The organism is Mycobacterium sp. Aquia_213 (assembly GCF_026625985.1).
Lineage (GTDB): Bacteria > Actinomycetota > Actinomycetes > Mycobacteriales > Mycobacteriaceae > Mycobacterium.
Window position 1 is genome coordinate 4,668,192 of the sequence record NZ_CP113116.1, and the last position, 22,667, is coordinate 4,690,858.

Sequence of the window (22,667 nt, forward strand, 5' to 3'; positions counted from 1 at the left end):
CGCTAGCTCTCGATCAAGGTGGCCGCGTAGTCGTCGACATACGTCGACAACTCCCGCGGCGGACGCTGGTAGTTGCCGGTCTCGATCGGGCGTTCCGGCAGGTCGACCTTCGGCTCTTCGACGTCGTGGTACCCGATGCTGGTGAGCAGGTGGTGCATCATGTTCAATCGCGCGTTTTTCTTGATATCGGATTCCACGACGTACCAAGGACTTACCGGCGTATCGGTGTGCACCATCATCTCGTCTTTGGCGCGCGAATAGTCCTCCCAGCGATACACCGATTCCAGGTCCATCGTGGACAGTTTCCAGCGCCGGACGGGGTCGTTGCGGCGCGCCCGGAAACGGCGCAGTTGTTCGGCCTCGGAAACCGAAAACCAGTACTTGCGCAGCAGAATCCCGTCATCGATGAGCATCTGTTCGAATATCGGCGTCTGTCGCAAAAACAGCGCATGTTCTTGCGGCGTGCAGAATCCCATGACTTTCTCGATGCCCGCGCGGTTGTACCAGGACCGGTCGAACAGCACGATTTCGCCTTTACTGGGCAGATGGGCGATATACCGCTGGTAGTACCACTGGCCCCGCTCCCGGTCGGTGGGCACCGGCAACGCGGCGATGTGGGCGGTACGGGGGCTGAGGTATTCGGTGATCCGCTTGATGGCACCGCCCTTGCCCGCGGCGTCGCGGCCTTCGAAAAGCACCACGATTCGCGCACCTGAATGACGCACCCACTCCTGCAGATTCACGAATTCCGTTTGTAACCGGAACAATTCGGCTTCATAGACGGCATCGGAGAGCTTGGGCGCCGCCTGCGCAGACGATTTCTTTTTCTTCGCCTTTGCCGGTGCGCCGTCGCTCGAGGTGCTCACAGCAACGAATTGTATATCCACACAGCAATTTTCACCGCCAAGAACTAGCGAGAACCGTTGAGAAGTTCCTCGAGTGACTGATTCAACAACGCCGGGAGCAGATCAACGTCGCTCATCGCGTCGCGGTCGGCGTTGATTCCGAAATACAGCGTGCCGTTGTAGGACGTCACACCGATGGCCAGCGCCTGGTTGTGCAGCAACGGTGGCACCGCGTAGGTCTCCAGCAATTTGGTACCGGCGACGTACATCTGCGACTGGGCTCCGGGGGCATTGGTGATCAACAAGTTGAACAATCGCGCCGAGAAGTTGGTCGCGACCCGGATGCCCATGGCGTGCAGCGTCGGCGGCGCGAAGCCCGACAACGTGACGATGGTCCGGGCGTCGACCAGCCGCGCGGCGGACGGATTCGACTCGGTGGCATGCGCGATCTGCGACAGCCGCACCACGGCATTGCCCTCGCCCACCGGCAGGTCGACCAGGAACGGCGTGACCTGACTGATCATCTGGCCGGGCCCCGTCGAATCGTGTTGATCCTCGGCATACACCGAAAGTGGTGCCATCGCCCGGACCGTCGCGCCCGACGACACCCCTACCCCGCGCGACATCAGCCAGTTGCTCAATGCGCCGGTCACCACTGCCAGCACCACGTCGTTGATGTCGCACTCGTAGCGGGCGCGCACCGTGCGATAGTCCTCGAGACTGCCGCGGGCGACGGTGAACCGCCGATGGCGTGAGACGGTGGCATTGAGCGGGCTATTGGGCGCGGTACCGCGCGCGACGGTGCGCGCGATGTCGAAGACCCGGCGGCCCGCGTTGAGGAGTTCGCCGTAGTTCGTCGCCAGCCCGGCCATCGCGGAGCCGACGGCCTGCAGCTGCGTGCCCGGCCCCACCATCCAGTCGGTGAGCGCGCCCACCAGCAGCCGGGTCGAGCCGGGATCCCGTTCCGGGATCCAGATGTCTTCGGGGAACGGCGCCGGCTGTCGCGTCCGGTCGGCGATCACGTGGCCGATCTCCAGCGCGGTCATCCCGTTGATCAACGCCTGGTGCGACTTGGTGTAGAGGGCGACCCGGTTTTTGGCCAGCCCCTCGACCAGGTACATCTCCCACAACGGTCGGGTCTTGTCCAACGGCCGCGCGGCCAGCCGGGCGACGAGCTCGTGCAGCTGCTCATCGCTGCCCGGTGACGGCAATGCCGAGCGCCGGATGTGGTAGGTGATGTCGAAGTCGGCGTCGTCGATCCACACCGGCCTGGCCATGCCGACCCCGATTTCGCGGACCTTCTGGCGATAGCGCGGTATCTGCGCGAGCCGCTGTTCGACCGCGGCAAGCACCGTCTCGTAGCTCAACCCGGTGCGCGGACGCTGCAGGATCGACAGCGATCCGACGTACATCGGGGTGGCGCTGTTCTCCAGCCGAAAGAAGGACGCGTCCGATGTGGACAACCGGGTCACCATCGCGGGCCTGGCCTCCTTGGTCAATCCTTCGGTTCCCCGATGCTCCCGCCCACCGTAATCGTCCGCTAGGGCCCAACACGGCGCGGGTACGCGCGATGTCGAATTGTGCGATGATGACCGGCAATTGAAAGACCAATTGTCTGCCACTCTCCTGCAGGCCGCTCGTTCAGCGATGACTTGGAGAGTGCGCATTGACCATCAGCCCCGTAACCCCCGCTCACCGTGACGATTTCGCCGTCGTGCCCGTCGTCGAGTACGAACCGCCGCCGCGTGAGGTGTCGCGCAACCCCACCCCATGCCGGCAGCCGACCGTGGCGCACCGCACCGGCGGCGGGCCGCGCCGGCCTTACCGCGGGCGGGCCGTCCGGCGACCCGAGCCGACGGCGGCGGCGTGGTCGGCGTCGATGCACCAGGCCGCGGCCTTCGCCGACGCCGCGCTGCGCCGGGTGCTGGAAGTGATCGACCACCGGCGTCCGGTCACCCAGCTCCGGCCGTTACTGGTGCCCGGCCTCGTCGACTCCGTGCTGTCGGTCGGCCAGTCCCGCGCCGGACGCCAGGGCGCCGCGGTGCTGCGCCGGATGCGGCTGCAACCGGCCGGGCACCGCGCTGCGGAGACCGCCGCCGAGGTGTTCGGCTCCTACAGCCGCGGGGACCGCATCCACGCCATCGCCGCCCGGGTGGAGAAGCTGCCCACCAGCAGCGGAGTCCGGTGGCAGGTGGTCGCCCTGCACATCGGCTAGGCCGGTGCTCCGGTGCCCTCGGGCGGCGGGGCGCCGGAGAAGCGGGCCAGCACCGGACCCAGGATCGCCATCACGAAGACATACGCCGTTGCCAGCGCGGCCACGGAGGCGATCGCCGTACCGGCCAACCCGATGATGATCAGCGAGAACTCGCCCCTTGCGACAAGCGCGGTGCCGGCCCGCAGCTGCCCGCGCCGGGCCACACCGTCGCGCCGGGCGGCGAAGATCCCGGTGGCCACCTTCGTGGTCGCGGTGACCACGGCGAGCATCAGCGCGACCGGAAGCATCGGAACCAGCTCGTGCGGGTCCACCTGCAGGCCGATCGCCACAAAGAAGATCGCGGCGAAAAGGTCACGCAGCGGACCCAGTACCTTGCGCGCCCGATTCGCGGTGTCGCCGGTCAGCGTGAGCCCGACCAGGAATGCGCCGACGGCCGCGGAAGCGTGCAGCGATTCGGCCAATGCCGCCACCAGCAAGGTGATCCCCAGAACCCGCAGCAACAGCTGCTCAGAGTCGGCGCTCGCCACCAGCCTGCCCACGTGATGGCCCCAGTAATACGACGCGAAGAACGCGGCGACGAGAGCACCGATCGCGACGGCCATGCCCGCGACCGCCTCCAACCCGGTGCCCCCGGACGCGAGCACCGCGAACAGCGGCAGGTAGGCGGCCATCGCGAAGTCTTCGAGCACCAGCACCGACAGCACGGCCGGCGTTTCGCGGTTACCCAGCCGGCGCAAATCCTCCAGCAGGCGCGCGACCACACCCGAGGACGAAATGTAGGTGACGCCGGCCAGGCCGAGGATCGCGATGCCGTCGAACCCAAGCAGCCACCCCGCCACCGCGCCGGGTGTGGCATTGAGAACCACGTCGACCCCGGCAGACGGCAGGTGGTGTCGCAAGCTGGTGGCGAATTCGGTCGCGGAGAATTCCAGGCCCAAGGTCAGCAGCAACAGCACGACGCCGATCGGCGCGCCCGTCATGATGAACTCGCCGGCGGCGGCCACCGGCCAGATGCCGCCTTTGCCCAGCGAAAGACCCGCCATCAGATAGACCGGAATCGGCGACAGCGCGAACCGTCGCGAGATGGCCCCCAGCACCGCGAGTGCGGCGAGGAGAGCGCCTAGCTGAAACAGCAGCGCCCCCGAAACCTGCACTGGCTCAGCCCTTGTCGACGATCTGCTCGACTGCGGCAATGCCCTCTTCGGTGCCGATGACTATCAAAACGTCTCGCTCCCTCAGCATCTCGGCCGGCCCGGGCGAGGCGAGCACATCCTCGTCGCGCACGATCGCGACGATCGAGGCCCCGGTGCGGGTGCGAGCGTGGGTGTCCCCCAACGGCTTGTCGACGAACGGGCTGCCCGGCTCGATATGGACCTGGCCCGCCTCGAGGCCGGGCACTTCACGGGTGAGCTCGGTGAACCGCTCGGCAATGCGGGGAGCGCCCAGAATCTGGGCCATGGTGTCGGCCTCTTCGTCGGTGAGATGGAACACCGGCCGGGCCTGGTCCGGATCGTCGGAGCCGTACAGCACGACGTCGAAGTCGCCGCCGCGCCGCGCGATGATGCCGATCCGGTCGCCCTTGTGGCTGATGAACTCGTATCGCAAACCGACGCCCGGCAGCAACACCTCCTTGACATCCATATCCGCAACATACCGGGAACCCGCACCCAAATACCGCAGAGATTGCCCCCATACAGACCGACTTCATATTCGCTCGACGGCGTTACTGTTACCGAATGGACGGAGACACGGTCAGCGTCGAGCGGGTCATCAAAGCGTCGCCGAACAGGGTTTTTGCCCTGCTGGCCGACGCCGGCAAACATGCCAGCTTCGACGGTTCGGAATCAGTGAATCGGTGTTCGCAGGAGTCGCTTCCGCTGACGATGGGTTCGACGTTCGGGATGGCGATGCGGGGCCGCAAGGAGACGCTGTTCATCCCCTACCGCACCACCAACACCGTCATCGAGTACGAACCGGACCGGCGCATCGCATGGAAAACCACCGCGATAGGCGGTCGGGTGGGTGGCCGCATCTGGCGCTACGAGCTGAGTCCGGCCCCGGAAGGCACCGAAGGCACGCTGGTCCGCGAAACCTGGGATGTGTCGCAAGACAAGCAGAAGGCGATGATCACCAGCGGCTCGATGCCCAGCCGGACCGAGGCCGGCATCCGCGCGACCCTGGACCGGATCGCGACGCTCCTCGAAGGCTAGTGCTGGCCTGCCGTCGCGTGCGGGTGCCGGCGTGTCCCGGGCACCAGCGCGGGCACCTCGCGGCGGTAGGCAAGGTATTGCTCGCCCAGCGAGTCGACCAGGTCGTGTTCCTCCAGCCGCACGGCGACCAGGATGTAACCCGTTGTGGCGACACTGAACAGCAGATGCCCGACCGTCATCGTGGGCGTCGACCAGAATGCGATCAGGAATCCCAGCATCAGCGGGTGACGCACCAACCGGTACAGGTACCGAACGCGAAAGTCCAAGTCGCGGTACGGTTTTCCACGCCAGGCCAGGTATACCTGCCGCAAGCCGAACAGGTCGAAGTGGCTGACCATGAAGGACGAGAAGAACACGGTCGCCCATCCCAGCCAGAACAACGCCCACAGCGCCACGCGTGCCGCCGGCAGACGCACGTCCCACACGACGTCCGGAAGTGTGCGCCACTGCCAGTAGAGCAGCAACAGCGCGGCACTTGCCAGGACCACGTAGGTGCTGCGCTCGATCGATGCGGGCACGAATCGCGTCCACCATCTCTTGAATGCCGGCCGAGCCATCACGCTGTGCTGAATCGCGAAAACACCAAGCAGGAGTACGTCGATCAGCACCGCCAGGCCGACCGGCGCGCCGAGCGCGTGGTCGACACTGCGCGGCACCCAGATGTTGCCGACGAATCCGATCGCGTAGGTAAACGACACCAGGAAAAGCAGATAAGCCACTGCGCCGTAACAGATTGTCAAATATCGACTCATGTATTGATTGTCCGCCGAATTGCGTGCCAGGGAATGGGGCGATTGCCTCAATTTTCAGTTGTTGGTGCTGACAACCCCTGTTGTAAGGCATACATGCTGGCGCCGATGCGATTTGAGACGCCGATCTTGGCGTACGTCCTCTCCACATGGTTGCGGGCGGTCTTCTCGCTGATCACCAACGCGGCCGCGATTTCCTTGTTGGACGCGCCGCGCGCGACCAGGCGCAGCACTTCGATCTCGCGCGGGGTGAGCCCGCCCGGACGGGGCTTGGGCCGTTGGGCGGGCTGGCCCGCCGCGCGCAGCACCGCCTCGACGGCGACGGGGTCGAGTTCACCGGCGCTCACCCGCTCGTGCAGCCGCCGGGTCGCCGAGCCGGGTGACAGCTCGTCGCGGTACGGCCTTGGTTCACAAGCGGATTGGTAACTGACCGCGGCCGCGAGGATACGATCGGGCAGGCTCAGCGCGGCCCCGGCCAGCCCGCGCGGGTATCCCGATCCGTTCAGGCATTCATGGTGGTTTCCGGCGACTTCGGCCAGCCGCCCCAAGCCGGGGACCTGATTGAGGATCCTGGCGGTCAGATAGGGATGCAGCCGCACCCGCTCGAACTCACCCGCGGTCAACGACCCTGGCTTGGACCAGATTTGGTTCGACACACCGATGCGGCCCAGGTCGTGAACGTGGCCCGCACGTCGGGTCAGGGCCGCCGAGCCGGCGTCGACGCCGGCCGCGAGCGCGGCGTCGCCGGCCAGGCCGGCCACCGCACGCGAATGACCAAGGGTGAAAGGACATTTGAGATCGACGAAGTCGCCGAACGCGACAAGAAGTGCGTCCAGCGCCTTGTCGTCCAGCCGTTGGTGGCGGTCGGGCGCCTCGCGCACTGCCGCGGCCCAGGCATCGCCGGGGCCCGGGCCGGCCAGGATCGCGTCGGCGTAGTGGATGAACGTGTCGACGACCTTCGGGTCGAACTGGCCACCGCGGCGGCTACGCGCCATCGCCACGGCGCCCTCCACCCCGTAGGTGCGGTGATGCACCTCGACCATTTCGGCGAGCTGGGCGACGCGCATCTGTATCGGAATCTCGTCGCCGCGGGCCCCGGCGGGCAGGCCGCCGCCGTCGTAGCGCTCGAAGGCGAATGCGAGCGACGCCTGGACGTCGGGGCCCAGGCCGATGCGATCCGCCAGCAGCGCCGCGGAGGTGCAATGCGAATGGATCAGCCGGGACAATTGCCCGCGCGCATTGGCGAACAGCGTTGCCATGATGGTCAGCCGCTGCGTCAACGGCTGACCACGACCAATGTTGCCCACCAGGAACCGCCAGTACGGCAGTCCCGACCAGTCGACCAGGTATGAGTCATGCCGTACCGCAATGTCGTCGCCGAACCACCGCGCGTATTCGTGGGAGTCGGCATGACAGCCGATCCACATGACCAACGTCGTGTAGTAGACGCAATCCCGTTGCGCGTCGGTGAGCCCCATGCGATCCGCGAGCCGAGTCGCGATCATCGCCGCGCGCAGCATGTGCTCGGCGGGCTGCCCCAGGCCGAGGTCGATCGCCACCGAGAGCGCCGCCAGCAGCTCGGCCCGGCTGGGCGCCTCGCCCGCCGGCGCCGGATCGGCTAGGTGCGACGCCATCGGCCCATTGTCCCCTTCGGTTGCGTCCAAGTCAGCAAATCGAGATGGTGCGCTGCACGGCGCGGTGACGGCTCGGGTCGAACGCCTCCAGACGGCCGCCCCCGGTCACGAAAAGCCCACGCTGCGGGCCCCAGAAATCAGCCAAGCGGGCCTGCTGCGGCAGCGGGGCAACCGGGCCGAGGTCGTCGGTACGCCACACCGCGCGCGAATCGGTGACCGCCCAGAATCGCTTGGGGGCGATCATGAATCGCTGACCGTTCGGCGCCCTGCCGGATAGCCGGACCCGGCCGGCGCCCATCATCGGTCCGGCGACCCGCCCGAGAGTGGCGAGCGCCAATTGGTTGGTCCATGCCCATTCGGGCAAGCGTGGGGCGATCCCGCTCATCAGTCGGGTCGACGCGCTGGTCCCAAGATCGAGATGCCAGTCGAGCAAGCCGGCAATCCGGACGAACAGCGACCACGGCGTAACCCAGGCGACGTCGATATCGCATTGCACGGCGTCTTGGGGCGTGGCCGAGCTGAAGAAGCGCGAGCAACTGAGTTCGCCGGGGCTGGTGGCGTAAAACGTCCATACCCCGGCCGCATCGCGATGCCACACCGACCGGTAACCCGGCGCGAACGACGCGGTGGGTATGCAGCGCAGCGCGAGGTAGTGCCCGCCGGCGAAGGGCAGTCCCAAAACCCCGAAACCGGCGAATCTTTCGTCGTCACCGGGGGGCAACGCGGCGCTGTGCAGAACGGCCGAAGCGGCATCGGCGGGAGTGTGCAACGTGGTCATGCACCGATGCTGCGTGGCGCTACCAGGCCGGCGCATGAGGCTTATGCCTCAATTCCCCCGGCTAGCGCTTCTTGACCGACTTCGGCGGCTTGGCACCCCGGCCTTGTTGGCGGGCGGCGGCGCGGCGCTCGCGCCTGCTGGCGCCGGCGGGCACGCCGGCCGAAGTCTTCTGCGCGCCACCGCCGTTGCGCTGGACTTCCGCCGAACCGTCCTCGGCCGGACCGGAATACGTCAGAGCGGGGGCCTCGTTGTCAATACCCTTGGCGCGCAACGTGCTTGGCGCAGGCTCACGCACCGGGGCGGGCGCGGCACTGGTGTCGCCTTGCTGCTGTTCGGCGGCCGCGGCGGCAGCCGCGAATTCCGCCAGCCCCTCCGGCGTTTGCACCGGCGCGACCTGCGGAGCGGGTACCGCCTCCACCGTGACGTTGAACAAGAAGCCGACCGACTCCTCTTTCATGCCGTCGAGCATGGCCATGAACATGTCGTAACCCTCGCGCTGGTATTCGACCAGCGGGTCGCGCTGCGCCATCGCGCGCAGCCCGATGCCCTCCTTGAGATAGTCCATCTCGTAGAGGTGCTCGCGCCACTTGCGGTCGATCACGTTGAGCAACACGTTGCGTTCCAGCTGCCGCATCGCGCCCTCGCCGGCGATTTCTTCCAGCTCGGATTCCCTTGTGGCATAAGCCCGTTCGGCATCTTTGACGAGAGCATCGAGCAGCTCTTCACGGGTGAGATCGTCGTGCTCGGAGTCGGCGTCTCGGTGCGTGAGCGACTCGTGGTCGATCCCGACCGGGTAGAGCGTCTTGAGCGCCGACCACAACGCTTCGAGGTCCCAATCCTCGGCATAGCCTTCGGCCGTCGCGCCGTCCACATAAGCGGTGATGACATCGCGGACCATGTCGAACGCCTGCTCCTGCAGGTTTTCGCCCTCGAGAATGCGCTTGCGCTCGGCGTAGATCACCTTGCGCTGCTGGTTCATCACCTCGTCGTACTTGAGGACGTTCTTGCGGACCTCGAAGTTCTGCTGCTCGACCTGAGTTTGGGCGCTCTTGATGGCGCGGGTGACCATCTTGGCTTCGATCGGCACGTCGTCGGGCAGGTTCAGCCTCGTCAACAACGATTCCAGGGCGGCGCCGTTGAAGCGGCGCATCAACTCGTCACCCAGCGACAGGTAGAAGCGTGACTCGCCCGGGTCGCCCTGCCGGCCGGAACGGCCGCGCAGCTGGTTGTCGATGCGGCGCGACTCGTGGCGTTCGGTGCCCAGCACGTACAGCCCGCCGGCCTCGATCACCTCGGTGGCCTCGGCGTTGGCTTCTTCTTTGACCTTGGGCAGTTCCTCGTGCCAGGCTGCTTCGTACTCCTCGGGCGTCTCCACCGGGTCCAGACCGCGCTCCCGCAGCCGCTGGTCGGCGAGGAAGTCGACGTTGCCGCCCAGCACGATGTCCGTACCGCGGCCGGCCATGTTGGTGGCGACGGTGATGCCGCCCCGGCGCCCGGCCACCGCGATGATGCCGGCTTCCTGCTCGTGATACTTCGCGTTGAGGACGTTGTGCGGGATGCGGCGCTTCTGGAACTGCCGAGACAGGTACTCCGAGCGCTCGACGCTGGTGGTACCGATCAGGACCGGCTGGCCCTTCTCGTAGCGCTCGGAGACGTCGTCGACGACCGCGATGTACTTGGCTTCCTCGGTCTTGTAGATCAGGTCGGACTGGTCTTCGCGGATCATGTCCTTGTTGGTCGGGATGGGGACCACACCGAGCTTGTAGATCTCGTGCAGCTCGGCCGCCTCGGTCTGGGCGGTACCGGTCATGCCGGCCAGCTTGTCGTAGAGCCGGAAGTAGTTCTGCAGCGTGATCGTGGCCAGCGTCTGGTTTTCGGCCTTGATCTCGACGTGCTCCTTGGCCTCGATGGCCTGGTGCATGCCTTCGTTGTAGCGACGGCCGATCAGCACGCGACCGGTGAATTCGTCGACGATCAGGACCTCGCCGTCCCGGACGATGTAGTCCTTGTCGCGGTTGAACAGCTCCTTGGCCTTCAGCGCGTTGTTCAGATAGCTGACCAGCGGCGAGTTCGCGGCCTCGTAGAGGTTGTCGATGCCCAGCTGGTCCTCGACGAACTCCACCCCGAGCTCGTGCACACCGACGGTGCGTTTGCGCAGGTCCACCTCGTAGTGGGTGTCCTTTTCCATCAGCGGAGCCAACCGGGCGAACTCGAGATACCAGTTGGAGGCGCCGTCGGCGGGCCCGGAGATGATCAGCGGCGTGCGGGCCTCGTCGATCAGGATCGAGTCCACCTCGTCGACGATCGCGTAGGTGTGTCCGCGCTGGACCATGTCGTCGACCGAGTGCGCCATGTTGTCGCGCAGGTAGTCGAAGCCGAACTCGTTGTTGGTGCCGTAGGTGATGTCGGCGTTGTAGGCGACCCGGCGCTCGTCGGGGGTCATGTTGGCCAGGATCACCCCGACCTCCAGGCCGAGGAAGCGGTGCACCCGGCCCATCCACTCGCTGTCACGTTTGGCCAGGTAGTCGTTGACGGTGACGACGTGCACGCCCTTGCCCGCCAGCGCGTTGAGGTACGCCGGCAGCACACAGGTCAGCGTCTTGCCCTCACCGGTCTTCATCTCGGCCACGTTGCCGAGATGCAGGGCCGCGGCGCCCATCACCTGGACGTCGAAGGGACGTTGATCGAGCACCCGCCAGGCCGCTTCGCGGGCCACCGCGAACGCCTCGGGCAGCAGGTCGTCGAGGTCTTCGCCGTCATCCAGGCGCTTGCGGAACTCGTCGGTCTTGGCTCGCAGCTCGGCGTCGGTCAGTTTCTCGACGTCGTCGGACAAGGTGTTGACATAGTCAGCCACCTTCCTGAGGCGCTTGACCATGCGACCTTCACCGAGGCGCAACAACTTCGACAGCACAGCTAGGTCCCCTATGGGTAGGAGTCTTCTTCTTTTAAGCGACTCCCATGGTAGGGGACGACCCGGTGGGGACCGCCGATCGTCAGGAAAGCCTGATCAGTCCGTAGTCGTAGGCGTGACGGCGATAGACGACGGACGGCCGCTCGGTCTGCTTGTCGTAGAACAAGAAGAAGTCGTGCCCGACCAGCTCCATCTCGTAGAGCGCGTCGTCGACCGACATCGGGGTCCCCTGGTGTTCCTTGGTGCGCACCACCCGCCCCGGCTGGTGGTCTCCATCGTCGTCGCCGCCCTCGTGCTGGTGCGGCTCCACGTGGTTGCGCAGGGCCTTCTCCGGCGGCGGGGCCACCGCGGTGGCCTCCGCCAGGGAAACGGGGGTCTTTTCGCCGTAGTGCACCTTGCGGCGATCCTTGCCGCGGCGCAGGCGGCTCTCCAGCCGGACCACCGCGGACTCGAGCGCGGAATAGAAGCTGTCGGCGCACGCCTCGCCGCGGACTACCGGCCCACGGCCCCGCGCGGTGATCTCCACGCGCTGACAGGACTTACGTTGGCGACGGTTGCGTTCATGCTTGAGTTCGACGTCGAAGAGGTAGATGGTTTTGTCGAATCGCTCCAAGCGGGCGAGTTTCTGCGAGACGTAGACGCGGAAGTGATCGGGGATCTCGACGTTGCGGCCCTTGAACACCACCTCGGCGGTTGCCGTCGGTTCCTGCGCGTCGATCCTCGCCGGTGGTTCGTCCAGAAGCTGAGTGGAATCCACGGTTAGCCTTGACATACGTGACAACTCGTTTCTCTTTTCACGTCGCACGCGCCCTGCGTGCCGGCTTTCGGTAAAAAGCTCCGACGGGGTGGGAGCGGTTTCAGAAAAGTCACCGCCGCAGGCAGCCCGCCGGTGCAAGGTGTCGAATACTCACCCCCTCCGCATGTGGCGTCTCAACCTGGGAAATCGCGACCCGTGAATCGGAACCAGTAGGCCCCGAAGAGTTGTTGAAGGTTGTCCTCGACGTTAGCTCGTGTTCGCCTCGCCGTGCCACCGATTTGACGAACCCGTAGCGAGTTCTTCACGTCTTCTTGGCAATTTCACTGGTTTACGCCGAGTTTCGCCGATTCAGGCGACCGCGATCGCCAGCACGGCCGTCACGCACACTCCCGCGGCCGACAAGACCCGGACCGACTCAGCTGCCGTCGCGCCGGTGGTGACGATGTCGTCGACGAGCAGGACCTCGGTGCGCGGTCGCCGGCCGCGCAGCAGCACCCGGCCCGCGACGTTGCGCTCGCGCTCGGCGGTGCCGAGGCCCACCGAGTCGCGGGTCAGCGCTTTCATCCGCAATGCCGCGGCGACGGTGACGTCCGGATGCCGGGCCACCGCGGCGTGCGCCAGACGGGCGACGGGGTCGCCGCCGCGCCGTCGTGCCGCCGAGCGCCGGGACGGCGCGGGCACGATCGTCAACGGGGTCTCGACGATGCCCCAGGCCAGCAACCGGTGTACGCCGAGGGCCAGCGCCTGGGCCAGCGGGCCGACGAGGTCGTCGCGCCCGTGCTCCTTCATCGCGAGAATCGCCTGGCGACGGGCACCGGCGTAGCGCCCGAGTGCAAACACCGGCGCTCGCGGGTCGACGCGCGGACTGATCAGGTGCGGTTCGTCGGGCTTGACGGCGAGCTCCATGGCGCACGCATCGCACCAGCGGGTCGACGCCGTCCGGCAGCCGCCGCATTCCAGCGGCAGGATCAAATCGAGCACGGCGCCAGTCTCGCCGCCAGGGGTGACATCTCGCTGTCGATGCGAGCGGCTAGTCGTTCGCCTTCTCGATGATGGACTGCAGCATCCTGCGTGCGGTCCGGGCCCGATTCGGGGACAAGTCGAACGTGTCGCTGATCGACTGATAGATGCCCTTGGCACGAGTGCGCAGGCCCATGCCCTCATCGGTCAGGCCGACGATCACACTGCGCTCGTCGTCTGGGCTGCGGGTTCGTTTGACCAGCCCCCGCTTTTCAAGTCGCTTCAGCAGCGGCGTCATCGTCCCGTAGTCGAGTTGCAAGAGTTCGACCAGCTCGCCCACGGTCCGGTCGTCGCGCTCCCACAATGCCGACAGCACAAGATATTGCGGGTAGGTCAGGCCGAGCGGCTCGAGCAGCGGACGGTAAGTCGCGGTGACGGCGCGCGACGCCGCGTGCAACGCGAAGCACACCATGTCGTTGAGTCGGACCTCGTCGGCCTCGGTCGATGGTAGGGCGCTCACAGACAACCATTCTAGTCAAAATCACCAGCGATTCGAGCACCTCGTGCAGGAGGGTTCTTGAGTAGTGCTCCGCACCACATTGATTGGTGTCTGAATACCTGGTACGCAGGTAACTAGTGCACTAGTTATTTTGCGATTGATGGAGGACGGGGCATGTCATCGAAAGTGTGGTTCATCACCGGGGTTTCGCGTGGCTTCGGCCGGCTGTGGGCGCTGGCCGCGCTGGAAAGGGGAGACAAGGTCGCGGCTACCGCGCGCGATACGTCGACCCTCGCCGACCTCCAGGAACGCTTCGGCGACGCGCTGCTGCCGCTCGAACTTGATGTGACCGACCGCGACGCGGGCTTCGCCCGTGTGGCGCAGGCGCACTCGCACTTCGGCCGGCTCGATGTGGTGGTGAACAACGCCGGCTACGGGCAGTTCGGGTTCGCCGAGGAGCTCTCCGAAGACGACGTCCGGGCCCAGATGGACACGAACTTCTTTGGCGCCATATGGATAACGCAGGCAGCGTTGCCGTTCCTGCGCGAGCAAGGCAGTGGGCACATCGTTCAGGTGTCTTCGACAGGAGGCCTCTTCGGCGGGCCCAATTTAGGCCTGTACTGCGCCTCTAAATTCGCGTTGGAAGCTTTCAGCGAGGCCCTGGCGTTCGAGGTCGAGCCCTTTGGCATCAAGGTCACACTGGTCGAGCCCGGGCTTTTCGCGACGGACTGGGCCGGGTCGTCGTCCAGGCACGCCAGCCCGTTGCCGGTGTACGCCAAGCGCCATGAAGACGCCCAAGCGTTCGCGGAAAGCATTCTCGGGGAGCCGAGCGATCCCACGGCGACCGCCGCGGCGCTGCTCTCCGTCGTCGACGCGGAAAAGCCGCCGCTGCGCGTCATTTTCGGAGCTTCGATGCTGCCGATCGTGAAGAACATCTACCAGGACCGGATCAGCGGCTGGGAGGAATGGGAGCACGTCGGCCGGGAGGCCTCAGCCCCGGTCTAGCCACCCGAGATCATGTCGAATGCCTTCTGGTGAATACCAGAGCTGCGCAGGTGACTCTTCCCTCGGTTGTGCGATAGGACAGCCGCGTAACCGACAACCACACTACGCATTTGGGCAGGGTTATCTCAAATAGCATTGCTAGGCACTACTTTTGGCTGCCGGCTCGGACAGCCGGTGCTCGGCGATGATCTCCGCGGCGGCGCGCTCCCCGATGACCACGCAAGGTGCCATCGTGTTGGCCGCGGTGATTCTCGGCATGATGGATCCATCGGCCACGCGCAGATTCTCCACGCCGTAGACCTTCAGGGTGCCGTCGACGACCGCGAACGCGTCGCGCCCCATCTTGGCCGAGCCGACGTAATGCCAGTAGGTCAGTCCGCCGTTGCGCAGATAGCTCAGCAGGTCGTCGCCCTTCAGATCGCCCGGCATCACCTCGCGCCTCGTGAAGGGCCGCAGCAGCTCCGAGTTGCCGATTTCCCGAAGCTGCTCAACGCATTTCGCGATCAGTCGCAGGTCGTCGGGATCGGACAGCGCGTTGTGCACCACCTTGACGGGCCGATCTGGATCCGAGCCGGTCAATTGCACCCGGCCGCGACTTTTGGGATGGGAGAGCCCGCCGAAAAAACCCCAGCCCGCGTCGGGCAGACCGAATCGCGCGATGTTCTCCATGCTTCCGATCAGGAGCGCACCCTGGCACGCGAAGAGGTCGGGCTCGTCGGCGCCGGCCTCACTCGGCCAGAACAACGCCGTGTCGCCGGTGTAGTGGATCGGCTCGTCGTTCGACCTTTCCCACAGGCAGCTGATCGCGGGATGGTCCTGAAAGTTGCGGCCCACCCCGGGGAGGTGCTGCTTGAGGGGTAGCCCGAAGGGCCGCAGTTGGTGTTCGTCTCCGATCCCGGAGAGCATCAGGGTCTTCGGCGTGTGGATCGCGCCCATGGACAGGACGACCTCGGTGCCGGCCAGGAATTGGCGCAGTTGATTGCGATAGCGGACCTCGACGCCGATGGCCCGGTGCCGCTCGATGATCACGCGCCGGACGAACGCGTTCGGCAAGACGGTCAGATTCGGCCGGTCCATATACGGATAGGTGAAAGCCCGGAAGATCGATGCGCGCTTGTCCCCGCGAGTGCAGAGATCCACAATCGCCACACCGCCCTTGCCCTCCATCATCTTTCCGTTCGGGTTGTCAAATGGAACCACGCCCAGAGATCTGGCGGCTTCCAGCAATGCCGGGGTGAGGGGATGGGGATCGCGCTTCGGTTCCACCCGGACGGGCCCGCCGCTGCCCCGGCGATCATCGGGGGCGCCCTGCCAATCTTCGATGCGCCGGTAGAGATCCAGTACCGATTCGTAGTTCCAGGCGTTGCTACCCGACGCAGCCGCGAAGGAATCCCAATCCGCCTTGTGCCCCCGGGCCCACGTCATTGCGTTGATGCTCGACCCGCCACCCAGAACTTTGCCCATGGACAGCACCAGCGAGCGGCCATTGAGATGGTGATTCGGTTCGGCCGGAAACGCCCAATCCGTCTCGCCGCCAAGGTTTGTCTGCCATTGACTCGCCTGGGTGACACTGCGAACCTCGTCACTGCCGCCCGCCTCCAGCAACAACACAGTGACCCCGGGGGCTTCCGCCAGCCGCCGGGCAACGACCGAGCCGGATGATCCCGCACCGCAAACCACGAAGTCGTAGTGCTGCTTGAGGTCGGCGGTCAGGCGGCCCTGGTTCTCGCGGACTCGCCGGTCCAGGTCGTTGTCCAAAACCGCGGTCGATTCATTCGACACCCGTTGCCCCCCTGTCTAATTCGCGCATTCCGAGATGGTTGCTGATGGCGGCGTGTTCGCCCGCACGGATGCCCGAGAACACGCAGTCCGCCAGCGCCAGTCCGTTGACATAGGAGTTCGAGCAGACGCCTACCGCGGTGCGGCCGGCGGCATAGAGCCCACGAATCGGGGATCTCGCCTCGTCCAACACCCGGCCGCTGGCCCCATCCACCCGCAACCCGCCCAACGTCATACCCGGCACGAAGTAGGCCAGCGAGGGCCGAACCGAGATGTCGATGCCGTAGTACGGCCCACATCTGAGTGGGCGACACATCGCCGGTGACTTGTGCGCCGGATCTTCGCGACCCGCTTCGGCGGCGTCGTTGTAGGCCGCCACGGTAGCCGCCAGGCCCGACTGCGAAATTCCAAGCTGTGCAGCAAGTTCGGGCAGTGTCTCGGCCTTGCGGTGGTCGGCGGTGAAAACGACGGACATCTGCAGTCGTTGCAGCCGCGTAGTCTGGTTCGGCAACTGAGCGCGTGCCCGCTTCCACATTCCGGAATCAAGGAGGAGGAAGCCGCGCCCGCCGAACTTGCGCACCATCACGTTGGCGTGGGTGGCGCCGTACAGATCTTCGTTGGCGATGCGTTCGCCACTGAGTCCCACGGTGATGCCCTCCAGCAACGCCGCCGGCGGACTCAGGAACCGCCAGGCGGCCACGCTGTCCAGCTGCCCGGATACTCCGCCGACTCGTGTCCCGAGCATGATGCCGCCACCGTCGTCGGCTGGTGTTCCCAGCGGCGTTATCCCGGCGAACGATGGTGCATAGCGCAGCAACATGTCGCGGTTGAACGCAAACCCGCCGGCGGCCAGGATCACGTTCGGCGCGCCAAGCATCAGCTCGGTCGTACGCCGCCACAATCGTCCCGCGCCGGTGGGAACCGCACCAGCGAGGCTGGGAGCCCAATTCGTTAGCTTGTCGCGCAACCGCGTTGTACGCCAATAGTGTTGCAGCAAAAGCGGATTGAAGTCGGTGACAGTGCGGCAGCGCAACCCGGCCACCTGCCCGCCTGCCATCACGACCTCCTCGGCACGGGTCAGGGGCAGGAACTGCACGCCCAGCCCCTCTGCGGACCGGCGCAGCGCCCGGTACAGCGCGCCGCCCGAGCCCATGCCCTTGGCGACCTGCCGATGTCCGCGCGGAGCCGGTGTGGCGCGCAGGCGGTAGGGGTAGGCGCGTTCGTTGCCGGAGAAGTACAGGTAGTGCCGGTCGGTCGGATAAGACGTCTTGTAGTCACACAGTGAGCCGGCGAACCGGGCGCCGTGGCGCTCCAGCCACGAAAGCCGTTGCACACTGCCCTCGCAGAACGTGCGCAGTGTCTCGTCGTCGACCGCGCCGTCAACCTCCTGTCGCAGGTAGTCGAACATGTTCTCCGGGGTGTCCTCGAAACCGGCGGCTCGCTGGTAGCGCGTCCCGCCGCCCGAATACACCACTCCCCCCGACAAAGCCGTGGCACCCCCGCCCACCGACCGATCCACGACAAGTACCCGGGCACCACGTTCGGCCGCGGCGATGGCCGCACACGCACCAGCCCCGCCGAAGCCAACGATCACGACATCGAAGGTGTTGTCGTCAGGGACAATCACGCTCGTTCCGATCCCCCGGATCCCATGCTCAACCCGCCAGTTCTTGCACGATGTCGGTGGCCGAACCCGTTCGAACGTTGCGGAACGCCGCACCCGTCCACATACCGACGCCGTGCGGGTCGCCCAGCTTCACCGCGGCCGCCTGGACGGGGCCGGTGATCATGGCGGCCTGGGGGAACCCGAACACCGAGTGGGTGTCGTGCTGGTCGATGAATCGGTTGCGCAACGCGCGCGCATACCGTCCGGTGAACGCTCGCGTCACCACGGTTTCGCTGAACTGTGGATCGCGCAATGCCGCACGGTGCACCGGGTTTGTTCCGGCTTCGTCGGCCAGCAAGAACGCGGTGCCGACTTGCGCCGCAGCCGCACCTGCATCCCGCGCCCGGCGCACGGCCTCGGGAGTCCCCAGTCCTCCGGCCGCGACGACAGGACAGTCGAAACAGGCAACCAGGGCCGAGACCAGGTCGTCGAGAGGGTCGGCCGGGGGTGGAGCGATCGGGTCGAAGGTGGCCCGATGCCCACCCGCGTCGGGGCCCTGCGCCACCACTGCGCTCACGCCAAAGCTGACTGCGATCAGCGCTTCTCGCACGGTGGTCACCGTCGCGAGGGTCAGGATGCCGGCATCGCTGAGTCGGATGCACGCGGCTTCGCTCGGCGGGCCGAAGGTGAAGGAAACCACTTCCGGTCGCAGATCGCACACCACGTCGAGCTTCGCCGCGTACTCGTCGTCATCGTCATGCGGCTCGCCCAGCGCAACGCCGTAGTGTTGCGCCTCGTCCTCGAGGGCGGCCGCGAACGTGCGCAGTTCGTCGACGGTGGCCACCCGAGCCTGGGGCACAAAGAGATTCACTCCCAGTGGGCCTGACGTGAGCCTGCGTGCGGCGAGGATCGAGTCGGCCAATTCTTCGGCGGATACCATGGCCCCCGCGAGAAATCCCAGGCCGCCGCCGTTGGATATGGCGGCCGCCAACGCCGGCGTCGACGGCCCACCCGCCATGGGTGCGCCGAGAACCCGAACACTCAAATCCCCCAACGCAAATCGATCAAACATCACAAACCTCCCCCATACTTACCTGCCGTAACTGACTGAGGGCGTGCCCGTCGACGATGACGATGCTGTCGTCCTCAAGGCGGATCCAGCCATTGGCCTCGAATCCACGTAACGTCGCGCCGATTGTCTCCGGATCAACGCCCGCGAGCTGCGAGAATTCGTCCGCGGTGAGATCGTGCACCACTCGCACTGCATCACCTTCCTGTTGGCCAAATCGCTTCCTCAGCAACAACAGCCGGCTCGCAATGCGACCCTGCGCGTCGGCGAACCCGAAGTCGACCAGTGAGTTCGTCATCGCCTTCACCCACCGCGCGAACAGACGCAGCACCTGGTCGCACACCTCCGGGCGTTCGACCACCCACGTCAGCAGCTGATCACGGGCAATCGGCACCGCGAGAACTTCGGTGAGCGTGGTCATCCGCATGTCTTGCGGTCCTGGGTCGAAAAGTGTGATGGCACCGAATATTTCCGATGGCCCCAGAATCTTCAGCACGATCTCTCCACCGCCGTAACGCTGGCAGGAGACCTTGACCTTCCCGGCGATGATCACATAAACGTAGCCCCCGAAGTCACTTTGAGCGCCCATCACGCGCCCGGATGAGAAGCGCTCGGGATGCAGCTCCTTGGACAGGGCGGTGACCACTTCGGGACTAGTCCTGCTGAATATTCCGGACGCGATCAGCGCCCGTTGTGCGTCGCTTTGTGCCTGATGTGACGTCGCGGCTGCATGCTCGGCAGTGGTTAACGTCGCCGCGCTCAACGCCTTTCCGTCGTGGCGCTGCTTGCCGAAGGTCAGCCCGATGGGACTCGTCGTCTCCCACCACAACAACGCCACCACCATCAGGATGGGCGTGAGGGCGATCGCGGGGGGACTATGCACGGCGTTAACGCTATGCGGGCCAAGGCAAACGGAGTAGCCACTGCACGCGGCCTGTTGGCCAGATTGCGTAGCGGACTCGCGATACCCGGCACACGTGCGGCAAACCGCCGTTGACCCACACGTCGTCGTGAAAATCAATGTCCAGCACGGTAATCGGGCCGAGTCGACCCACCCGGTGCCTGAATGAAAACGGGTCGGCGTCGACGGTCGGCCCGATGTCGGGCCACCAGCGACAGGGCGACTCCGGCCGGCCTGTGCGCAGCGCGGCGAAGTCGTCCAACGACCGCACCGCGACCCAGGCGCTGTCCTTTGCCGTCACCTGACGTGCACCCGTTCGTCTACGGTGAGGCGGTGGAACGTCCTGCGGCGCAACGTCTCCGTCGGCGTCTCGCGGTAGCGGGCGGAGTGCGCCGCGGCGAACCTGCCGAGATTGGTGAAGCCCCATCGGTACGCGACCGAAGCCACGGTCACCTGCGACGGGTCCGACCGCAACAGCGCCTGGTGCGCTCGCCGCAGCCGTACCTCGCGCAGATAAGCCATCGGCGAGGTATCCAGGTGACGCTGAAATCCCTGCTGCAGCGTGCGGACACTGATGTGAGTGCGGGTCGCGATCGAGGTCAACGTCAGTGGCAGATGCGCTTCTTCTTCGATGATTTCGATCGCGGACCGGATCGCGCGAGGTGCGAACAGCCGCACGTCTTTGGCAAGGGCGTCGCGATGGGGATGATCGGCGGCGAGCAGGAACCCGCGGACCAGGCTGTCGACGAACGGCAATCCGACCAGCGGTTGATTCAGCACGCTGTCGGGCCGGAAGACCTGGTCCCTGAACAGCGCCACCATGTTGATCCAGCTTCGGGTCGCGGCCGAATCGGAGGGCATGACGGGCGAGAAGTCTGGCTGGGACATCACCTGCCAGCCGAGTGCGTCGCTGAGCGCATCGTCGACGGCGGACCGGTCGAGTTTGAAAGAGAGGAATCTGCTTCCGGCGCTCCACTTTCCCCCGGCACGACCCTGCGGGGGGTACACGGTGGCCGCCCCGGGTCCAACCGTGAGAGAAAGACCCCGGCATACCCCGTGGGCGTGGCCCGCCCGCAGCACCACGGTTCGATAGGCTCCGCACACCTCGCCGGCATCCAGCGCCATATCGGCCCCGAGGGCGACTTCGGACACGGTTGCCGGACCGATACGTCCGACCCGATGGCACAGTGAAAACGAGTCGGGATCGCTCAACAGGCGCATGTGGAGCCGACCGCAGCACACCAGGGCAAAGTCTTCGAACGTCTTGGCAGGCTTCCAGATATGCGCATCCGAAGCGTCCGCTGTCGGTAATTCGGTCACTCGGTCGCCTCCCTCCAGCAATCCACCGATGCCCCTTCCGCACCCGTGTGCCAACAAGTTAACGTTGCTGACCAAGGTCGCGCCATGCCGCGCTGGTGGCCGTGCGCAATCCGGATAATCCACTACGCAATTAGGCTAGCCCCGCTGCGGGCACATCCCTACGGTCTAGCGTGGGTATCGTGGCCAGCGATGCCGTCGACGAAACCGGAAGTGTGCCTATGATCCGCGCTGAATCAGTTCCTGTTCAGCGCTTTTCGGATCACCAGCTCGCCGCGTTGGATGCCCGGCTGGACGGTGACATCGTGCACTGTCGGCACCTGAAATATCGGAACCCGGCGTCACAACCCAATAATTGTTCCCGACAAGATGATTGAACGGCATAGCTGACGTGCACCTGGGCATGATCCCGGACGACCCGGCCGAATGGAAGGCTCTGGCGTCACGACAACTACCGTTGCCATTCTTCGAAACCCACTTCGCATTAGGCCGTGCACGCGCAATCATGGCGGCAACCAAACTCGGCGTGTTCGAGTCATTGAGCCGGCAGTCCGCGACGCCCGTCGAAATCGCCGAGCGCTGCGGAACCGATGCGGTGGCAACGCAGAAGCTGCTGGTTGCCCTCGCCGGGTCCGACTACCTGCTGTACCGCGATGGCCGGTATGCGCTGACGCCGACCGCGCGCACCTGGCTGCTTTCGGAAAGCCCCTGCTCGGTGGTCGATGCGGTGCTCTTCGCGTTCGACGAGTGGGAGCTCATGATGCACGTCGAAGACTATGTGCGTACCGGTATCCCCCTCGAGTTGCACCAGACCATGACCGGCGTGCAGTGGAATCACTACCTGCGGTCCATGCGGGCACTGGCCGCCCTGACGGCGCACGAAGTCGCGCAGTTCATCCCGGTACCGGGCGGTGCGACCGACATGATCGACGTCGGCGGCGCGCACGGGCATTACTCGGTTGCCTTGTGCCGGCGCCATTCCCAGCTCCGTTCGGTGGTTCTGGACTTGCCCGATGCCGTCAGAGCCGCGGCGCCGCTGCTGGCCACCGAGAACATGGGCGCTCGCGTCGTCCATCTCGAAGCTGACGCGCTGACGCATGATTTCGGTGTCAAGACCTACGACGTGGTGCTGTTGTGCAATCTCGCACACCACTTCAGTGCCACCGAGAATGCGCTGCTGTTCCGGCGCCTGGGGCAGGCCTTGCGGCCACGCGGCGTCTTCGCGGTGATCGAACCCCTGCACCTCGAAACAGGTGATGGTGCAAGCCAATTCGCTGCACTGAACGAGCTGTACTTTGGAGTGACCCGCTCCGGGGCATGGACACCGCGTGACACCGCGAGCTGGCAGCGTGCTGCTGGATTGCAGCCCGCGGCCGAACCGATCACGCTGAGCGACGGCGATGTCGGCTTACAGATCGCGACGAAAATCTAG

22 protein-coding genes are annotated in these 22,667 nt (G+C 65.7%); 5 read left to right on the top strand and 17 right to left on the bottom strand.

Annotated features, from left to right (window positions below; genetic code table 11):
- Nucleotides 1–2: 2 nt before the first annotated feature.
- Together ppk2 and LMQ14_RS21615 are read right to left on the bottom strand one after the other, a co-directional pair.
- Complete coding sequence (gene ppk2 / locus LMQ14_RS21610; RefSeq protein ID WP_267731596.1) at nt 3–866, bottom strand: polyphosphate kinase 2; 864 nt, start codon at nt 864–866, stop codon at nt 3–5.
- 44 nt (nt 867–910) lie between these two features.
- Nucleotides 911–2,320 (bottom strand): WS/DGAT/MGAT family O-acyltransferase, encoded by a 1,410-nt coding sequence (locus tag LMQ14_RS21615; RefSeq protein WP_267731598.1) that lies wholly within the window; start codon nt 2,318–2,320, stop codon nt 911–913.
- A 191-nt stretch (nt 2,321–2,511) separates the two neighbouring features.
- On the opposite strand from LMQ14_RS21615, the gene LMQ14_RS21620 reads away from it, so the two are divergent.
- Nucleotides 2,512–3,060: an Rv3235 family protein gene (locus LMQ14_RS21620; protein ID WP_267731599.1), complete on the top strand. Its 549-nt coding sequence runs from the start codon at nt 2,512–2,514 to the stop codon at nt 3,058–3,060.
- Here LMQ14_RS21620 and LMQ14_RS21625 read toward each other — a convergent pair.
- Together LMQ14_RS21625 and LMQ14_RS21630 are read right to left on the bottom strand one after the other, a co-directional pair.
- The gene (locus tag LMQ14_RS21625) at nt 3,057–4,214 is read right to left on the bottom strand and encodes a cation:proton antiporter (protein ID WP_267731600.1); all 1,158 of its coding nucleotides are present in this window, start codon (nt 4,212–4,214) and stop codon (nt 3,057–3,059) included. The two genes, LMQ14_RS21620 and LMQ14_RS21625, sit on opposite strands and share 4 nt — an antisense overlap.
- A 4-nt stretch (nt 4,215–4,218) precedes the next feature.
- Nucleotides 4,219–4,701, bottom strand: coding sequence for a cation:proton antiporter regulatory subunit (locus LMQ14_RS21630; protein ID WP_267731601.1), 483 nt, complete (start codon nt 4,699–4,701; stop codon nt 4,219–4,221).
- 95 nt (nt 4,702–4,796) lie between these two features.
- Here LMQ14_RS21630 and LMQ14_RS21635 point away from each other — a divergent pair, with 95 nt between their 5' ends.
- Nucleotides 4,797–5,270 (top strand): SRPBCC family protein, encoded by a 474-nt coding sequence (locus tag LMQ14_RS21635; protein WP_267731602.1) that lies wholly within the window; start codon nt 4,797–4,799, stop codon nt 5,268–5,270.
- On the opposite strand, the gene mddA is transcribed toward LMQ14_RS21635, so the two are convergent.
- From mddA to LMQ14_RS21670, 7 genes are all read right to left on the bottom strand, one after another.
- Entirely contained in the window at nt 5,267–6,022 is a 756-nt protein-coding gene (mddA, locus tag LMQ14_RS21640) for a methanethiol S-methyltransferase (protein WP_267731603.1), read from the bottom strand. The genes LMQ14_RS21635 and mddA overlap by 4 nt on opposite strands.
- Nucleotides 6,023–6,069: 47 nt before the next feature.
- Nucleotides 6,070–7,653, bottom strand: a complete 1,584-nt coding sequence (locus LMQ14_RS21645) for an HD domain-containing phosphohydrolase (RefSeq protein ID WP_267731604.1) — start codon at nt 7,651–7,653, stop codon at nt 6,070–6,072.
- Between the two features lie 31 nt (nt 7,654–7,684).
- Nucleotides 7,685–8,431, bottom strand: coding sequence for a hypothetical protein (locus LMQ14_RS21650; protein WP_267731605.1), 747 nt, complete (start codon nt 8,429–8,431; stop codon nt 7,685–7,687).
- Between the two features lie 61 nt (nt 8,432–8,492).
- Nucleotides 8,493–11,342 carry a preprotein translocase subunit SecA gene (secA, locus tag LMQ14_RS21655; protein WP_267731606.1) on the bottom strand — a complete coding sequence of 950 codons (2,850 nt, stop codon included), beginning with the start codon at nt 11,340–11,342 and terminating at the stop codon, nt 8,493–8,495.
- Nucleotides 11,343–11,424: 82 nt separating this feature from the next.
- Entirely contained in the window at nt 11,425–12,114 is a 690-nt protein-coding gene (gene hpf / locus LMQ14_RS21660; protein ID WP_267731607.1) for a ribosome hibernation-promoting factor, HPF/YfiA family, read from the bottom strand.
- A 333-nt stretch (nt 12,115–12,447) separates the two neighbouring features.
- Nucleotides 12,448–13,080, bottom strand: a complete 633-nt coding sequence (locus LMQ14_RS21665; RefSeq protein ID WP_267731608.1) for a ComF family protein — start codon at nt 13,078–13,080, stop codon at nt 12,448–12,450.
- 49 nt (nt 13,081–13,129) lie between these two features.
- Complete coding sequence (locus tag LMQ14_RS21670) at nt 13,130–13,579, bottom strand: MarR family winged helix-turn-helix transcriptional regulator (RefSeq protein ID WP_267731610.1); 450 nt, start codon at nt 13,577–13,579, stop codon at nt 13,130–13,132.
- A 153-nt stretch (nt 13,580–13,732) separates the two neighbouring features.
- On the opposite strand from LMQ14_RS21670, the gene LMQ14_RS21675 reads away from it, so the two are divergent.
- Complete coding sequence (locus LMQ14_RS21675; RefSeq protein ID WP_267731611.1) at nt 13,733–14,563, top strand: SDR family oxidoreductase; 831 nt, start codon at nt 13,733–13,735, stop codon at nt 14,561–14,563.
- Nucleotides 14,564–14,701: 138 nt separating this feature from the next.
- On the opposite strand, the gene LMQ14_RS21680 is transcribed toward LMQ14_RS21675, so the two are convergent.
- Genes LMQ14_RS21680 through LMQ14_RS21705 form a run of 6 tightly spaced genes read right to left on the bottom strand, consistent with a single transcriptional unit; the run spans nt 14,702 to nt 21,238 of the window.
- The gene (locus tag LMQ14_RS21680) at nt 14,702–16,276 is read right to left on the bottom strand and encodes a GMC family oxidoreductase (protein ID WP_267735628.1); all 1,575 of its coding nucleotides are present in this window, start codon (nt 16,274–16,276) and stop codon (nt 14,702–14,704) included.
- A gap of 58 nt (nt 16,277–16,334) precedes the next feature.
- Nucleotides 16,335–17,969, bottom strand: coding sequence for an FAD-binding protein (locus tag LMQ14_RS21685; protein ID WP_267731612.1), 1,635 nt, complete (start codon nt 17,967–17,969; stop codon nt 16,335–16,337).
- 28 nt (nt 17,970–17,997) lie between these two features.
- A complete protein-coding gene (locus LMQ14_RS21690) occupies nt 17,998–19,020 on the bottom strand; it encodes a nitronate monooxygenase (protein WP_267731613.1) in 1,023 nt (340 codons plus the stop codon).
- Entirely contained in the window at nt 19,013–19,900 is an 888-nt protein-coding gene (locus tag LMQ14_RS21695) for a Crp/Fnr family transcriptional regulator (RefSeq protein ID WP_267731615.1), read from the bottom strand. Before LMQ14_RS21695 ends, LMQ14_RS21690 begins: the two co-directional genes overlap by 8 nt.
- A 10-nt stretch (nt 19,901–19,910) precedes the next feature.
- The gene (locus LMQ14_RS21700; RefSeq protein ID WP_267731616.1) at nt 19,911–20,219 is read right to left on the bottom strand and encodes a hypothetical protein; all 309 of its coding nucleotides are present in this window, start codon (nt 20,217–20,219) and stop codon (nt 19,911–19,913) included.
- The gene (locus LMQ14_RS21705; RefSeq protein WP_267731617.1) at nt 20,216–21,238 is read right to left on the bottom strand and encodes an AraC family transcriptional regulator; all 1,023 of its coding nucleotides are present in this window, start codon (nt 21,236–21,238) and stop codon (nt 20,216–20,218) included. The genes LMQ14_RS21700 and LMQ14_RS21705 overlap by 4 nt, the downstream gene beginning before the upstream one ends.
- Nucleotides 21,239–21,417: 179 nt before the next feature.
- Between LMQ14_RS21705 and LMQ14_RS21710 the strand changes: the two genes are divergently transcribed.
- Together LMQ14_RS21710 and LMQ14_RS21715 are read left to right on the top strand one after the other, a co-directional pair.
- Entirely contained in the window at nt 21,418–21,612 is a 195-nt protein-coding gene (locus LMQ14_RS21710) for a hypothetical protein (protein ID WP_267731618.1), read from the top strand.
- A 128-nt stretch (nt 21,613–21,740) separates the two neighbouring features.
- Nucleotides 21,741–22,667 carry a class I SAM-dependent methyltransferase gene (locus LMQ14_RS21715; protein WP_267731620.1) on the top strand — a complete coding sequence of 309 codons (927 nt, stop codon included), beginning with the start codon at nt 21,741–21,743 and terminating at the stop codon, nt 22,665–22,667.

What these genes read in the sequence shown, in the direction of transcription:
- LMQ14_RS21615 (WP_267731598.1), bottom strand. Translation starts at nt 2,320, where the DNA reads ATGGTGACCCGGTTGTCCACATCGGACGCGTCCTTCTTTCGGCTGGAG.
- LMQ14_RS21630 (WP_267731601.1), bottom strand. Translation starts at nt 4,701, where the DNA reads ATGGATGTCAAGGAGGTGTTGCTGCCGGGCGTCGGTTTGCGATACGAG.
- LMQ14_RS21635 (WP_267731602.1), top strand. Translation starts at nt 4,797, where the DNA reads ATGGACGGAGACACGGTCAGCGTCGAGCGGGTCATCAAAGCGTCGCCG.
- mddA (WP_267731603.1), bottom strand. Translation starts at nt 6,022, where the DNA reads ATGAGTCGATATTTGACAATCTGTTACGGCGCAGTGGCTTATCTGCTT.
- LMQ14_RS21645 (WP_267731604.1), bottom strand. Translation starts at nt 7,653, where the DNA reads ATGGCGTCGCACCTAGCCGATCCGGCGCCGGCGGGCGAGGCGCCCAGC.
- LMQ14_RS21650 (WP_267731605.1), bottom strand. Translation starts at nt 8,431, where the DNA reads ATGACCACGTTGCACACTCCCGCCGATGCCGCTTCGGCCGTTCTGCAC.
- hpf (WP_267731607.1), bottom strand. Translation starts at nt 12,114, where the DNA reads ATGTCAAGGCTAACCGTGGATTCCACTCAGCTTCTGGACGAACCACCG.
- LMQ14_RS21675 (WP_267731611.1), top strand. Translation starts at nt 13,733, where the DNA reads ATGTCATCGAAAGTGTGGTTCATCACCGGGGTTTCGCGTGGCTTCGGC.
- LMQ14_RS21690 (WP_267731613.1), bottom strand. Translation starts at nt 19,020, where the DNA reads ATGTTTGATCGATTTGCGTTGGGGGATTTGAGTGTTCGGGTTCTCGGC.
- LMQ14_RS21715 (WP_267731620.1), top strand. Translation starts at nt 21,741, where the DNA reads ATGGCGGCAACCAAACTCGGCGTGTTCGAGTCATTGAGCCGGCAGTCC.